Origin of the sequence: Candidatus Laterigemmans baculatus (assembly GCF_010367455.1) — a bacterium.
Lineage (GTDB): Bacteria > Planctomycetota > Planctomycetia > Pirellulales > Pirellulaceae > Laterigemmans > Laterigemmans baculatus.
Genome location: NZ_WRPR01000062.1, coordinates 29,833 through 42,817 on the forward strand (window position 1 = coordinate 29,833; position 12,985 = coordinate 42,817).

The following is a 12,985-nucleotide window of genomic DNA, read 5'->3' on the forward strand; positions in this document are numbered from 1 at the left end:
TGTGCAGCGGCTGGACTATTGCAGCCACTGGAGCAAGGCTTGCCAATCGTCGCGGTCGTACCGCGTCGTTTCGGCCAACTGTTGGTCTTCTTCCGGCGGGATTCGCTGGAGCAATCGGGTCGCTTGCTGCAGCACGCGCGCGGCATCGGCACCGCGTCCGAGCTCCTCATAACACTGCCGCTGCCGCAGCAGCGCCTCGAGGGCGACCGGCTCGTTCATGAACTGCTGGGAGATGTTTTGGTAGGCCTCGGCCGCTTCGCTGAACTTCCCCAGCTCGTACCACATGTCGGCTTCGGCGAGGAAGCAATTGCGAAGCATCGATCGCTCCCACGGTTCCAGCTCCTCCCGCTGGTCGAGGATGCTCAGTTGCTGGCGGAGCTCCCGGTACCGCTGCTGCGCTTCGCTCAAATGCGCCGCCCGCTGTTGGTTCAGGATCCGGCGGGCCGATTCGAGCGTCTCGGGATCCCCGGCGACGATGCTCGGCCAAAACGCCGCCATCCGCCGCGCCTCGGCGGCCAGATAGGTCGCCCGTCGACTCCGCTTGAGATTTTCATAACTGTGATCGCGATAGGCAGCCTGATCGAGCCGCAGAATCGCATCCTCAAGCAACTGTTGGTTGGCGGTGAACCGAGCGATGGTGTCCGGATTCGGCTGGTCGCCGGGCCTCAAACGGCTGCCGACCAGCGTCGGTGTGGTCAACTCGAGGTACTCGCGATGGGCCTGCCGATACAGCGACTCGCCAAGAATGAAGAGCGCGTCGCGGTAGACGGGGCTGCTCGGCGCGAGCTGGCCGTCGAACAGGTTCTGTTCGAGCGATTGGCGAGCCGCGGCGGTTGCGCCGTTGGCCAACTGGGCGACGGCGGCGAGCAAGCGGGCTTCGTAACGAAGCGGATCGCGGGGATACTCGCCGATGCAAGCCTCCAGCGGACGGAGTGCCTCCTGCGGTTGATCGAGCGCCAGCAGTGCCCGCCCCTGAGCGATCAGCCCCCGAGCTTTCCGAGTTCGCTGTTCGTACCGCAAGTAGTCTTCGAGCAACTCCAGCGAACGCTTGAACTCGCGGCCAGCCTGATACGATTCGATCGCCTCCCAGAGAAGATCGACGTAGGACCGATCGAGAAAGTGCAGCTCGGCCGCTTTGGCGTACGCCTCGCCGGCCAGCCGCAAATGCTCGCGGGCCTCGCGGCCCTCCGAGCGTTCCTGCTCGTCGTCGGCGGCGCGCGCGGTCGACCGGGCCAGAGCCGCTTCGCCCCATTCGCGATAGGCATCTCCCTGGATCCGAAGCGATTCCGATTCCTCGAACACCGGAGGAAGCTCGCGCGCGATCTCGATGGCTTCGGCATAGGCACCGGCCGCCCGCATCTGATCCACGACGACGGTGATCCGATTTTTGAGCACCGGCAGGGTCAGCCATTTGGTGTCGTAGGTCAGCGGGTCGCCGATCTCGCGGACGATGTTCTCCGCGACCTCGACCGCCTCGGCGAACCGGCCTGCTTCGGCCAACATCTCCAGTTCCTCGACTCCCGAGCTGACCGCTTCGGCCGTCTGGTGGCGATTCAAGCGGAGACTGTTGAACAGCTCCAGCGCCTCGGCGGCCCGCCCAGCACTGCGGAGCGCGCAGCCGGCCAGATAGCGGGCTTCGGCTCCTCGCTCGTCATCCCCCCGGCGGTCCATCTCCTCGAGGATCGCGATCGCCCGGTTCCACAATTCGACCGCCGCTGGAGGAGGACCCCCGCCGCCCGATATTCCGCCGCCCGATATTCCGCCGCCCAGTGTTCCGCCGCCCGATATTCCGCCGCCCGCTAGCGAGGCGGCTTCGGCCATCAGCCGCTCGGCCTTCGCCTGCTCGACCGCGTCGGCGAATTCTCGATCGCCCGCGGCCCCTTGATTCTGGCTTTCCCCCTCCGCAGTTCCTTCGCCCAGAGCCCGCTCGCTCGCGATTCGCTCGGCCAGAGCCTCGAGTGTCGCATCGGCGTCTTTCCAGCGGCCCATGGCGGTGAGGACTCGAGCTCGCAGGAGCTGAGCCTGCGCTTCGGGATCGCCTTCGAGGTTGGGCAGCGCGAGCAAGCGATCGATGTCGGGCAGGGCGTCGCTGGCGTCGATTGCGGGACTGCGGAGCTTGGCTTCGGCCAGCGGCAACAACAGCTCGCGGGCCAGCGTTGGGTCTGCCGCGATCGCTTCGCTCAGCGGCGAAACCGCTTCGGCAAAGCGGCCGAGGGTGCTCAGCCCGAGGCCGAGCAGACGCTGGCCCTCGGCCTTCCGCCCCGGCGGAAAGCCATGTTCGACATTCCACTCGAGATGAGGCACTGCGAGGGCCGTTTCGCGTCGCACGAGGTCGGGCTCGGGGGCTTCGCTCGCCAGCCGCACGCCGGTAGCACCCACCAAGAACCGCCACATTTGGGCAACTTCTGGGGCTTCCTCCGGAGAGACCTCGAGCGACTCGACCAGCCGCCGCGCCACGTCGTAGTGGCCGGCAACGTATTCGGCAAATCCGAGTCGAACCCGATCGGCAGCATCGACCGGCCCGCTTTGCAACCAGCGGTAGAGCACTCCGACCGTTCCGACCGCAGCGGCAATCCCAATCGCTCCCAAGCAGGCCATGGTGAGTGCCCGCGCGAGCCGAGAGCCGCCCCGCGACTCTGTCGCTATCTTCGGGGACTGTTTATCCATCGCCCATATTTCTCGTGTCCCTTGAGCCGTAGGCGCTAGCCTCGGGCTCATTCCGGTGCGTACCGCGGGATGACGCTGTGCCGCAGGGGCGTCCCGCCAGGCTCGATCCGTTCAACAGCGTGACGGAATTAGCGGAGTAGCGCCGTCGGCTAAACCGCTCAAAGGCCCGAGGCTAGCGCCTACGGCTCAGAAGCAGAACCACCCAGTCAAACCAGCTAGCACAAAAGGCGCTTCGGCGTAAAGAGCTCAGGGGTGAAACGGTTCGATGTGGACGTGGACATCGCGGACCCGGGGGAACTGGCGGAGCACGGCGTCTTTGACTTCGTGCCCCACGCGATGCCCTTCGTCGACCGTCAGATGCCCGTCGACCTCGACATGAATCTCGACGAAGAACTCCAATCCGCTCTTTCGCACCCGCAGCTTCTCGACGCCACAGACCTCGCGAGGTCCCTTCGCCGCGGTCTCGATCGCTGCAACGGTCGTGGCGTCGGCCTGCTGATCCATCAATTCAGCAGCGGTCCGCGAATAGATCTTCAGCCCCACGTAGACCAGCAGCAGGCACATCACGAGCGCCGCCAGCGGATCGACCGCCCAGCCCTGCGGCCCGAGGCGATAGCCGACGAACAGGGCGAGCGCGATCGCGGCGGAGGAGAGGGCGTCGCTGCGATGATCCCAGGCGGCGGCGGCGAGGGCTGAGGAGCCAAGCCGTGCGGCGGCGCGGCGAGTGTAGTGGTAGAGCGATTCCTTGGTCACCGCGCAAGCCGCGGCGATCCAGATCGCCGAAGATCGCGGCGGGGCGACGTGCAAGGTGAACTGCCGCAGCGTCTCGACCGCCAGCACGACGGCCGAAAAGGTGACCAGCAGTGCGACGCTCAACCCGGCAATCGATTCCGCTTTGGTGTGACCATAGGGATGGTCCTCGTCCTCCTCGCGCTGCGCCACCCACAGCCCCCCGCGAACGACGAGCGAACTGGCGACGTCGCCGAGCGAGTTGACCGCATCGGCCAGCAGCGCCGCCGATCCGGTGAACAGGCCTCCGGCGAGCTTGGCGACCAGCAGCAGGACGTTGGCGGCCAGCCCGACCCCGGCCGCGCGGGTCGCATCGCGATACACCCGCCGCCGGTTGGCGAGCGAGACCTCGCAGCGGCCCCCACCTCCTGGGTCACCAGCTGCGGGGTCGCCGGCTGGTGGCGAGCTCACTTGGCTGACGCGAGGTCGGCCAACTGGACGGTCGCCCGCTCCTGCTCCTTCTCCAGGTATCCCCGGCCGTATTTGACGTTCACGTGGTCCCAGGGGAGCTTGTCCATCAACTGGTACGGTTCGTGGACTTGCCGCTCGACGTCGATCCCCGCGTCGGCGACCGCTTGCCACCACCGCTGCGGATCGAGGTGTTCGGTCCAGCCATCCATCCGTGCTCCCCGCTGCCAAGCCAACTCGATGGCCCGTCCGGTCCGCCGGTCGCCGCGGCTGAGCACGCCTTCGAGCAGGCTGGTCTCGACGTCATGGCATTTGACCGAGACGCTGCGGATCCGGCGTCGGTCCCGCATGAACTGGTGCGCCCAGCGAAAATACTCGCGGCGCTGCATCGCGTTCCACTGATACGGCGTATGCGCCTTGGGGACGAAGTTCGAGACGCTGGCCGTGACGCGGGCGTAGCGGCCGGTGGTTTCCTTACCGACCGTCGCGATCGCTTCGGCCAGATCGACGATCCCCTCGAGGTCGACTTGCCGTTCGCCCGGCAGCCCGCACATGAAGTACAGCTTGACCGAGTCGAATCCGTTCGCGAACGCCGACCGGCAGCCCTCGATCAAGTCTTCGTTCTTGATCTTCTTGCGGATCTGTTCCCGCATGTCGTCGCGGGCGACCTCCGGAGCGAGCGTCAGGGAGCGGCGACGCTCGCTGCCGAGCAACTGGGGCAACGAGCGGAGTTGATCGTTGACCCGCAGGCTGGGGACGCTGATGTTCACGCCGAGCGGCTTGAAGACCTCGTGCAACCGGCGGACGAGCGGCTCGAAGTGCGGGTAATCGCTGCTCGAGAGCGAGAGGATGCTGATCTCGTTGAACCCGCTGTTCTCGTAGCTCTCCAGCGCCGCATCGACGATCGTGTCGACTTCCCGGATTCGCAGCGGCCGCTTGATTGCCGTGCTCTGGCAGAAGCGGCAGAGGTGGGGGCAGCCCCGCATGATCTCGATCGCGATCCGGTCGTGGACGCATTCGACGTAGGGAACGATCGGACGGGTCGGCAGCCGCATGCCGTCGAGGTCGCGGATCACGCTCGGGGCGATCGTGGCCGGGACGCCGCTGCGGGTCCGGTTGAGCGCCACCACGCGATCGTTCTGGTACTCGGGCGAATAAAACCGCGGCACGTAAGCGTACTCGAGCCGCTGGGCGACTTCGAAGACCGCTTCTTCACGCTGCCGCCGCCCCGCCTCGCCTTCCAAATAGCCGCCGTCGGCCGCTCGCCGCCGCTCCCGCACGTCGAGCCACAGATCGCACAGCTCGGGCAGCGCCGGCTCGCCGTCGCCAAAGACCATCACATCAAAGAAGTCGGCCATCGGCTCGGGGTTCTGACAGCAAGGACCACCGGCGACGACCAACGGATCGCGGAGCGTGCGGTCGGTGCTGTGCAGCGGAATCCCTCCGAGGTCGAGCATCGTCAGCACATTGGGGCTGCTGATCTCGTACTGCAAAGAGAGTCCGAGGAGGTCGAACTCCGAGAGGGCGGTAAAGGTCTCGAGGCTGTAGAGCGGAATCTGGTGCTCGCGGAGCTGAGCCTCCATGTCCGGCCACGGGCAGAAGACGCGCTCGGCGGCCCAGTCCGAACGGCGGTTCATCAGCGAGTAGAGGACCTGCAATCCATGGTGGCTCATCCCGATCGTGTAGGCGTCGGGAAAGCCCAAACAGAGCTTGCCGCGGACCTCGCGGTGATCCTTGACAACGATGTTCCGTTCGCCACCGACGTACTGGGCGGGCGTTTGCACCTTGGCCAAGACTTTACGCTGCAGCAGCTCGAGTCGTTGGTGATTGATCATCCTGCTTCTCCGGGTCGCTGGGGCTTCTCGCCTCTCCTCTTACCGGTACGCTATCCTCGCGGAATAGACCGATCCTACCAAGAGGCAAGTATGAGTGATTTCGAAACCGTCGGCAAAGTCAGCGACTTCGTCGAAGGTCGCGGGCAGGCGTTCGCCGTGGACGGGCGAATGGTCGCCGTCTTTCGTCGCGGCGAGGAGTTTTTTGCGATCGACGACCTCTGTCCCCACATGGGAGCGTCGCTGGCCGAGGGGCACGTTGACGACGACACGGTCACCTGTCCCTGGCATGCCTGGCGGTTCTGCATCAAAGACGGCACCTGGGAAGACAACCCGCGGACCAAGGTCGACGTCTTCGAAGTCCGCGTCGTCGGCGACGAAGTGCAAGTCCGCGCGAAAGATTGAAAGAGGGGGGCGTCTCTGGGCGGGTCAACCAGCGATTCTCGCCGACCGTTGTTTCAATCAGCCGCCACGCGCTAGCGTCCGGTTTCTGCCGCGTCTGTGGAAACCGGGGGCTAGCGTCCGGCGGCTGATTTGACCTCCCGGGGGGGAGGGTGACGCAGCAGGGGCCCTAACTCCCTGCGATTGTGATCGACTCGCCGACCGCCAAAACCACCGGTTCGGCTTCGGTCGACTCCCGCACGCGCTCGGCCCAGTGCTCGGCATCCTGTTCGATCGGGGGCCAGGTGTTGTAGTGCGCCGGAATCACTTGTTTGGGCTCGATCATCTGGATCGCCTCGATGCTCTCGACCGGGCCCATCGTGAACAGGTCCCCGATCGGGAGCACCGCGACGTCGATCTCGCCCCGCGTGATCAGCCGCATGTCGCTGAACAGCGCCGTGTCGCAGGCGAAGTATGCCCGCACCTCAGGGGTCTCGATCAAGAACCCGCCGGCGGTGCCGCCATACGATCCGTCGGGCAAACCGCTGCTGTGCAGGGCCGGCGTCAGCTGCACGCGGCCAAAGGGGAGCGCCACTGAGCCGCCGAGATTCATCGGCTGCGTTCTTTCGACCTTGTGGTGCTTGGCGAACCAGTTGGCGATTTCAAAATTGGCCACGACCGTCGCATCGCAGCGCCGAGCGATCGACGCGACGTCGGCCACATGGTCGAGGTGTCCGTGCGAGACCAGGATGTGGCTGATGTTCTCGATCTCGTCGGCCGCGATCTCCGCAGCCGGATTGTCGGTCAGAAACGGATCGAGGAGCACGCGGTGGTGATTGATCTCGATCAGCCAACTGCCGTGGGAGAGCCAAGTCAATTTCATTTTGAGTCCTTTTCGACCAATCGCTGGTAGGTGACGCGAGCGACATCGGCCATCACGTGTTGTTCGGGGACCGCCGCTGCCGCCTTGAGATGCTTTGCCGCTGCGTCAGCGTTCCCTTCGGCGTGCTCCAACAATCCGAGATACAGGTCGGCGTAGAAGCGGGCCGAGCGACGCCCCGCCGAGCCAGCCGGAAGCGCATCGACGGCTGCCTCGACCGCCGCTCGGTCTCCCGTGCCGGCGTAGAGGGCGTGGATCTCGCGCATCGGCACCCGGCGGTCTCCCGGTGCCGGCAAGATCCCCTTCCGCGCCGCCTCGAATCCGTCCACCGCGGCGACGCAGATAAAGTGCCAGGTGGCGTTCTCGACATCCCGCGGATTCACTCGGCGGTGCGCTTCGAACTGCGCGCGGCCTTCGCGATACTGCCCCGCCAGATACTGGGCGATCCCACGTTGCCAGAGGTACGGCATCGAGGGCGGATCGAGCTCGGCGACGCGGTCGAGCGCCGCGACTGCTGCTTCGACCCGCCCTGCTCTGAGCTCGGCCACACCCTGATCGAGCAACGCGTCGACCGAGGGAGGCTCGGCGGCCTGCACGCCGCCTGCTCCTGGTCCAGCAACGAGGAGTGGGGCCAGTCCGCAGAACAGAACGAATGCTGCTTGCCGCCGCATGGAATTAGCTCCGGCCGAGGTTCTTGTTCATATTTTTCTTGTACTGCTCGACGCCCGGTTGTCCGTAGGGATTGATCCCCAGCAGACGACCTTCGACGACCGTGGCCAGCATCAGCATTTGCAGCAGTTGGCCGATCGTGTGGGGATTGATCGACGGCAGGACCAGATTGGTCGTCGGCCGCTGATCTTCGTGGAGCGCATCGTTGGTGCCCTGGATCGCCGCCGACATGATATCTGGCAGCGATTTGTCGGCGATGTCGTTGAGCGTGTCCTGATTCCGCTCGCTCTTGCCGACGGCGAGCGGGTCGCTGCGATAATCGCGGGTGATCAAGTTGTTGAAGACCTTGTCGCTGCGACCCTGCTGGTGCTGCTGGTGACGGGAGTGCAGATCGCGAGTGTTGACGGTCGTCAGCGGCGTTGCCCCGAGCCCTTCCTTGCCGAGCGATTCGGCGAGCAACTGATCGTACCAAAGCCCGATCGACTCGAGCGATTTGCTCCACGTGCTGAGCACACGGATCGTCGCCCCGCGGTTCTTCTCGAGCAGATGGTTGACCGCGACGTACTGCAGAACCACGTTCTCTTCGGGAGCCGCCGAGGCGAAGTGCTCGTTCATCGCGATCGCTCCCTCAAGCAGCTGCACGCAGTCGACTCCGAGCATCGCGGCTGGCAGCAGTCCCACGGCCGAGAGCACGCTGAACCGCCCCCCGACGCCATCGGGAACCGAGAAGATCTCTTCACAGCCAATCGCCGTGGCCAGATCGTGCAGCTTGCCGCTCTCGCCGGTCACCGGAACGACCAGCTGGGGCAGCAGCTCGGCAGCCGCACCGCCCAGCTCCGACTCCAGCGCCGCCAGGTACTGGCGGAATGCGACGGCCGTCTCCATCGTTCCGCCGCTCTTGCTGATCACGCAGATCGCCCACCGCTGCTCGGCCGGATCGTCGCCGTAGCCGCCGGCGGCCAGCCGCTCGAGCAGGGCTCGCGATGCGTCGTTGTCGACGTTGTTGCCCTCAAAGTACATCCGCGGTTTGCTGCCCCGGCTGCCTCGCGAGAGTTCGTTGTGGTAGGGATGGCAGAGCGCATCCATCAACGCTCGGGCGCCCATGTACGAGCCACCGATCCCGAGCACTGCCACCGCGTCGACGCGGTCGTGCAACCCGTTGGCGACTTTGAAGATGCGTGCCAGCTCACTCCCCTGCGGGTCTTCCCGGTACTGCCGCAGGATCTCGCTCGGCAACCAGCTGAAACGGGCGTCGAGCGGTTGCTTGTCGAGCGGGATATTGCCGGAGACGTATTGCTCGGGATCCAACTCGACCACGTCGTCGCGGATTTCCGCCAAGCGGGGATGGAGTTCCCCGAGTTCCGCTTCGCTCACGCCGTAGTCCGCGTTGATTGCTCCAGAAGGATCAAACCTCAGCAATTCCATCGTTTCGCCGCTTCTATCAGGAGGGAAGGTGTGTGGAGTCGCGGGAATTCTGCCCCAAGAGATGCACCGCCTCGGGGTCAAGGGCCGCCGGGTGAAGGATAGCGAACCTTCCCCCGGCTGAACACGTTCGCTCCCTTAGACCCTGTTGAGAGAGTCGCCAATTTGCTAAACCGAGCGCTACCTATCATTCAGCGCTGCCAACTCTCTCCCCAATCGAACCCTCCAATCCACCGAGTGTCATTCTGATGGACATGCACGATCTGACTCGCCAGCTGATGATCAAGAACGATTCGAAAATCGTGATGCTGGTCGCCGATGGCCTGGGCGGTTTGCCGATGACGCCCGGCGGCAAGACCGAACTGGAAACCGCCAAGACGCCGAATCTCGATGCCTTGGCCACTCGCGGCGTCCAAGGAGCCAGCATTCCGGTCAAACCGGGCATCGCGCCGGGTAGCGGACCAGGCCACCTCGGCTTGTTCGGCTATGACCCGATCCAGTACCAGATCGGCCGCGGAGCGCTCGAAGCGACCGGGATCGGTTTTGAGCTGCAGCAAGGGGACGTCGCCGTCCGCTGCAATTTCTGTACGCTCGACAGCGAAGGCAAAATCTCCGATCGCCGCGCCGGACGGATCCCCACCGAAGAGAGCGCGCCGGTGGCGATCAGCCTCCGCCAAATCCAGATCCCCGGCGTCGAAATTTTTGTCGAGCCGGTCAAGGAACACCGCTTCGTGGTCGTCTTCCGCGGCGAAGGACTCGGCGGCGACGTCGAAGATACCGATCCGCAAGCGACTGGCGTCGCTCCGCTGACCCCGGTGGCCCGCAACAAGGAAAGCGAAAAGACCGCCAAGGTCGCCAAAGAATTCCTCCGCCAGGCCCGCGAGATCCTCAAGGACCAGCCCAAAGCCAACTTCCACACCATGCGGGGCTTTGCGGCCAAACCGCACCTGCCGAGCTACGAAGTCGTCTACGGTTTGCGGGCCGCGGCGATCGCCGTCTACCCGATGTACAAAGGCCTCGCCCGACTCGTCGGGATGGAGATCGTCGGCCAGGCCCAGACCCTGCAAGACCAGATCGATGTGCTCAAGCAGAACTGGGACGACTACGACTTCTTCTTCATCCACTTCAAGTATGTCGACAGCACCGGCGAAGACGGCAACTTCGACGAGAAAGTCAAGCGGATCGAACAGCTCGACGAAGTCATCCCGCAGATCGAAGCGCTCGGCCCCCAAGTGCTGATCGTCACCGGTGACCACAGCACGCCGGCGTTCCTCAAGAGCCACTCCTGGCACCCGGTGCCGACCCTTCTGGTCAGCGATTGCTGCCGGCCCGATCCCCACACCACGTTCGGCGAAGCGACCTGCATCACCGGCGGGCTGGGGCATTTCGAAGCCAAATACCTGATGCCGCTGGCCCTCGCCAACGCCGACCGGTTGGGAAAGTACGGGGCGTAGAATTGCCCCGAAGGGGCCTCGACAATCCAGCCCAGGGCACAGCGCCGCGGCGGAGCCGCAGAGCGACGCCCTGGGTCCAGGATTCCCCACCCCCGTCGTCTGCCCCAACGGGGCGCCACAAGCCTCCGCGCACCGACAAACCCTGTTTCGCCCTTGCAGGGCTTTGCGTTGGATACGCGTCTTAAAACCCAGGGCGGCGCGATGCGGCTTCGCCGCGTTGCTCTGCCCTGGGCTGGTTTGTTTCAGCCCCTCGGGCTGTGTGCGACGCGTCGTTCCTCCGGCGACGCTTCCTCGCTCCCCCCTCCCCGGCGGCGGAGCAGGCGGCGGGTCCACTCCGGCTCGAGGAACATCCCGTTGGCGACGATCATGATCAGTCCAAACGTGATCATGCCCAAAAACAGAGCGATCCCGCCGTGGATGGCGACCGCCGTGGCCAACACGAACGGACGGGTCAGCCGCGGCCAGACCAGGGCGCAGTAAAAAGTCTCCCAGAAAATCGTCAGGTGCGTCGCTGCGGCGAAGAGCACCGGATAGTGCGCGACCCAGGTCAGGTCGAGCGACTGGTACTCGTAATTCGCCGCCGAAAACCACAGCGCCGTGCCATCCCACCACATCTCGCCGCGAGCTTTCCAAAGCCCGCCGAACAGATAGATCACGCACAGGTGCAGCTGCCCCAGCCGCGTGGCGACGCAGACCGCCACCGTGGGACGCGGCTCGGGAAACCACCACCCGAGACGCGGTGAAAGCGTGCCCCGCCGCTTTAGCATCCGGCGGCGAATCACGGCATCGAGCGAATACACCGCGCCGCACGGTGCCAGCATCAAGTACATCGCCAGCATCGTCGTGAGCTGGTCGAGCCCAAACAGCGCACCGGTCAGCCGGTGCACGATCATCAACTGGATGAACCACGCCAGGGGCGCGGTGAGGCGAGTCGCCAACCCGAGCATCAGGCAGGCCGAGACGAGAATCGCGAGCAGCTGGTGCAGCCAAAGCCCAGCGGCCGAATCGATCGACCACAGATAGCTCCAACCGGCATCGTCCGGACCAAACGTTCCGTCATGCAGACTGCGGGCGGTCGCGTTGTCGATCCACGCCTCAGGGCCCAAAAACGACAGCAGATCGCTGGCCAACACCAGATGGGTGTAGAGCAACATCGCGCCGGTGGCGATGCGAATCACCGCCAGCGTGTGGGGCAACCGCGGCGTGAACCAAAACCGGTCCCAGCTCGCAATGCTGTCGCGAAACCATTGAGCGACGGCGTTCATCGACCACTCCCTGGAAAATTGCCGCGCATCGGGCGGGCCTCGTCACCTTGGGGCGGAGCTCCAAAACGAGGCAGCGATCCAGCCTGGGGCTCTGTCGGCTCGTCCCTCCGCAGCCGGAGGCGGAACTCCGGCTCGTCATCGGGAAGATCGATGTACAGCTGCGGGTCGTCCAGCCGCAATTGCTGGGACAGAAATTCGGGCAGGCCCGCCAATTGGTGTTCGACGCGGTGGAACGTCAGCTCGTTGCTCTCGTGAGCGCGTTGCAGATGCCGGCGGATCGAACCTCGAATCGCCTCGTGCCGCTGGCGGTCGAGCGCCCACCGCTCGACCACGATTGGGTCCTCGGCCAACTCGGGCGGGATCTGAGCCGGCTGATAGGTATTGTGAAAGAATTCCGTCAGCATGAAATGACGGTGGTACAGCAGCCGCGGCCACTGGCGACTCAGATCGGGATACAGGTAGCTCCGCGGCTCCCCTTCCTCGCTTGGAACTTCGACGCGGATCAGATGACTCGGCCCGGGGTTCGGTGCGAAGAAGGCGTAGCCGTGATTGAGAAACGCCGCCTCGCTGTACCCGCGGACCGGAGCATAAAACAGCGACCCAGCCGGACTCGGACCGGTCGGGCCTTGCGTGGCGAATTCGATCGGTCGTCCGATCACCGCCCATAGATGGCCGATGATCAAGACGCTGAGGGCGAGCCGCCACCACCGCGTGGGGTGCGTACCATCGGAACGTTTCTCGAGAGGCATCGGTCTTTCCACACCCCACAACCTCCCCCCTGGGAGGGCCGTGATTTCAATCGTTTGAGCCGTAGGCGCTAGCCTCGGGTGAGCCGTAGGCGCTAGCCTCGGGTGAGCCGCAGGCGCTAGCCTCGGGTGAGCCGTAGGCGCTAGCCTCGGGCCTCGCAGCCCCAGGATTTCCGCTGCAGCCCCCGCGGCTAGCGCCGTCGGCTCAGGGTTTTCTGACAAAGCCTAGCTGGTCAGCGTCACTTTCTCACGCTGAATTGCCATCAAGTCAGCAGTGCCCAGCAGTTGGCTACCAAGTCGTTTAACGGCAAGCCGAAGGCGACTGTGTTTTAAAAAGCAGTCGCCTGCGGCTTGCCGTTAAACGATTTTTCCGCAAGCCGTACCAATCCAAAGTGGCGCTGTCCAGCAAGCCCAATCGGTCCCGGACCACTCAAAGGGACTCGGCGGCGAGGGGGGTTCCGAACCATAAAAA

Annotated in this window: 10 protein-coding genes; 2 read left to right on the top strand and 8 right to left on the bottom strand. The window is 64.8% G+C overall.

All coding sequences use genetic code 11. The features are described from left to right. Positions 1–15: 15 nt before the first annotated feature. The 3 genes from GNK13_RS12615 to GNK13_RS12625 form a co-directional block, all read right to left on the bottom strand. A complete protein-coding gene (locus GNK13_RS12615; RefSeq protein ID WP_164102888.1) occupies positions 16–2,598 on the bottom strand; it encodes a tetratricopeptide repeat protein in 2,583 nt (860 codons plus the stop codon). Between the two features lie 315 nt (positions 2,599–2,913). After that, positions 2,914–3,867 (bottom strand): cation diffusion facilitator family transporter, encoded by a 954-nt coding sequence (locus GNK13_RS12620; protein WP_164102889.1) that lies wholly within the window; start codon positions 3,865–3,867, stop codon positions 2,914–2,916. Further along, positions 3,864–5,699, bottom strand: a complete 1,836-nt coding sequence (locus GNK13_RS12625) for a TIGR03960 family B12-binding radical SAM protein (protein WP_164102890.1) — start codon at positions 5,697–5,699, stop codon at positions 3,864–3,866. Before GNK13_RS12625 ends, GNK13_RS12620 begins: the two co-directional genes overlap by 4 nt. A gap of 90 nt (positions 5,700–5,789) precedes the next feature. On the opposite strand from GNK13_RS12625, the gene GNK13_RS12630 reads away from it, so the two are divergent. Further along, entirely contained in the window at positions 5,790–6,101 is a 312-nt protein-coding gene (locus tag GNK13_RS12630; RefSeq protein ID WP_164102891.1) for a Rieske (2Fe-2S) protein, read from the top strand. Between the two features lie 166 nt (positions 6,102–6,267). Here GNK13_RS12630 and GNK13_RS12635 read toward each other — a convergent pair whose 3' ends face one another. The 3 genes from GNK13_RS12635 to GNK13_RS12645 are packed head-to-tail and all read right to left on the bottom strand — an operon-like array spanning position 6,268 to position 9,051. Next, positions 6,268–6,960 (bottom strand): metal-dependent hydrolase, encoded by a 693-nt coding sequence (locus GNK13_RS12635; RefSeq protein WP_164102892.1) that lies wholly within the window; start codon positions 6,958–6,960, stop codon positions 6,268–6,270. Further along, the gene (locus tag GNK13_RS12640; RefSeq protein ID WP_164102893.1) at positions 6,957–7,628 is read right to left on the bottom strand and encodes a tetratricopeptide repeat protein; all 672 of its coding nucleotides are present in this window, start codon (positions 7,626–7,628) and stop codon (positions 6,957–6,959) included. Before GNK13_RS12640 ends, GNK13_RS12635 begins: the two co-directional genes overlap by 4 nt. A gap of 4 nt (positions 7,629–7,632) precedes the next feature. Next, a complete protein-coding gene (locus tag GNK13_RS12645) occupies positions 7,633–9,051 on the bottom strand; it encodes a glucose-6-phosphate isomerase (protein ID WP_164102894.1) in 1,419 nt (472 codons plus the stop codon). 245 nt (positions 9,052–9,296) lie between these two features. Here GNK13_RS12645 and GNK13_RS12650 point away from each other — a divergent pair, with 245 nt between their 5' ends. Further along, positions 9,297–10,502 (top strand): 2,3-bisphosphoglycerate-independent phosphoglycerate mutase, encoded by a 1,206-nt coding sequence (locus GNK13_RS12650; protein WP_164102895.1) that lies wholly within the window; start codon positions 9,297–9,299, stop codon positions 10,500–10,502. Positions 10,503–10,744: 242 nt separating this feature from the next. Here GNK13_RS12650 and GNK13_RS12655 read toward each other — a convergent pair whose 3' ends face one another. Beyond that, positions 10,745–11,767: an HTTM domain-containing protein gene (locus GNK13_RS12655; protein ID WP_164102896.1), complete on the bottom strand. Its 1,023-nt coding sequence runs from the start codon at positions 11,765–11,767 to the stop codon at positions 10,745–10,747. Beyond that, on the bottom strand, positions 11,764–12,516 hold the full coding sequence (locus tag GNK13_RS12660; RefSeq protein ID WP_164102897.1) for a hypothetical protein: 753 nt from the start codon (positions 12,514–12,516) through the stop codon (positions 11,764–11,766). Before GNK13_RS12660 ends, GNK13_RS12655 begins: the two co-directional genes overlap by 4 nt. Positions 12,517–12,985: the final 469 nt, after the last annotated feature.

What these genes read in the sequence shown, in the direction of transcription:
- GNK13_RS12650 (WP_164102895.1), top strand. Translation starts at nt 9,297, where the DNA reads ATGGACATGCACGATCTGACTCGCCAGCTGATGATCAAGAACGATTCG.
- GNK13_RS12615 (WP_164102888.1), bottom strand. Translation starts at nt 2,598, where the DNA reads ATGGCCTGCTTGGGAGCGATTGGGATTGCCGCTGCGGTCGGAACGGTC.
- GNK13_RS12625 (WP_164102890.1), bottom strand. Translation starts at nt 5,699, where the DNA reads ATGATCAATCACCAACGACTCGAGCTGCTGCAGCGTAAAGTCTTGGCC.
- GNK13_RS12630 (WP_164102891.1), top strand. Translation starts at nt 5,790, where the DNA reads ATGAGTGATTTCGAAACCGTCGGCAAAGTCAGCGACTTCGTCGAAGGT.
- GNK13_RS12655 (WP_164102896.1), bottom strand. Translation starts at nt 11,767, where the DNA reads ATGAACGCCGTCGCTCAATGGTTTCGCGACAGCATTGCGAGCTGGGAC.
- GNK13_RS12640 (WP_164102893.1), bottom strand. Translation starts at nt 7,628, where the DNA reads ATGCGGCGGCAAGCAGCATTCGTTCTGTTCTGCGGACTGGCCCCACTC.
- GNK13_RS12660 (WP_164102897.1), bottom strand. Translation starts at nt 12,516, where the DNA reads ATGCCTCTCGAGAAACGTTCCGATGGTACGCACCCCACGCGGTGGTGG.
- GNK13_RS12635 (WP_164102892.1), bottom strand. Translation starts at nt 6,960, where the DNA reads ATGAAATTGACTTGGCTCTCCCACGGCAGTTGGCTGATCGAGATCAAT.
- GNK13_RS12645 (WP_164102894.1), bottom strand. Translation starts at nt 9,051, where the DNA reads ATGGAATTGCTGAGGTTTGATCCTTCTGGAGCAATCAACGCGGACTAC.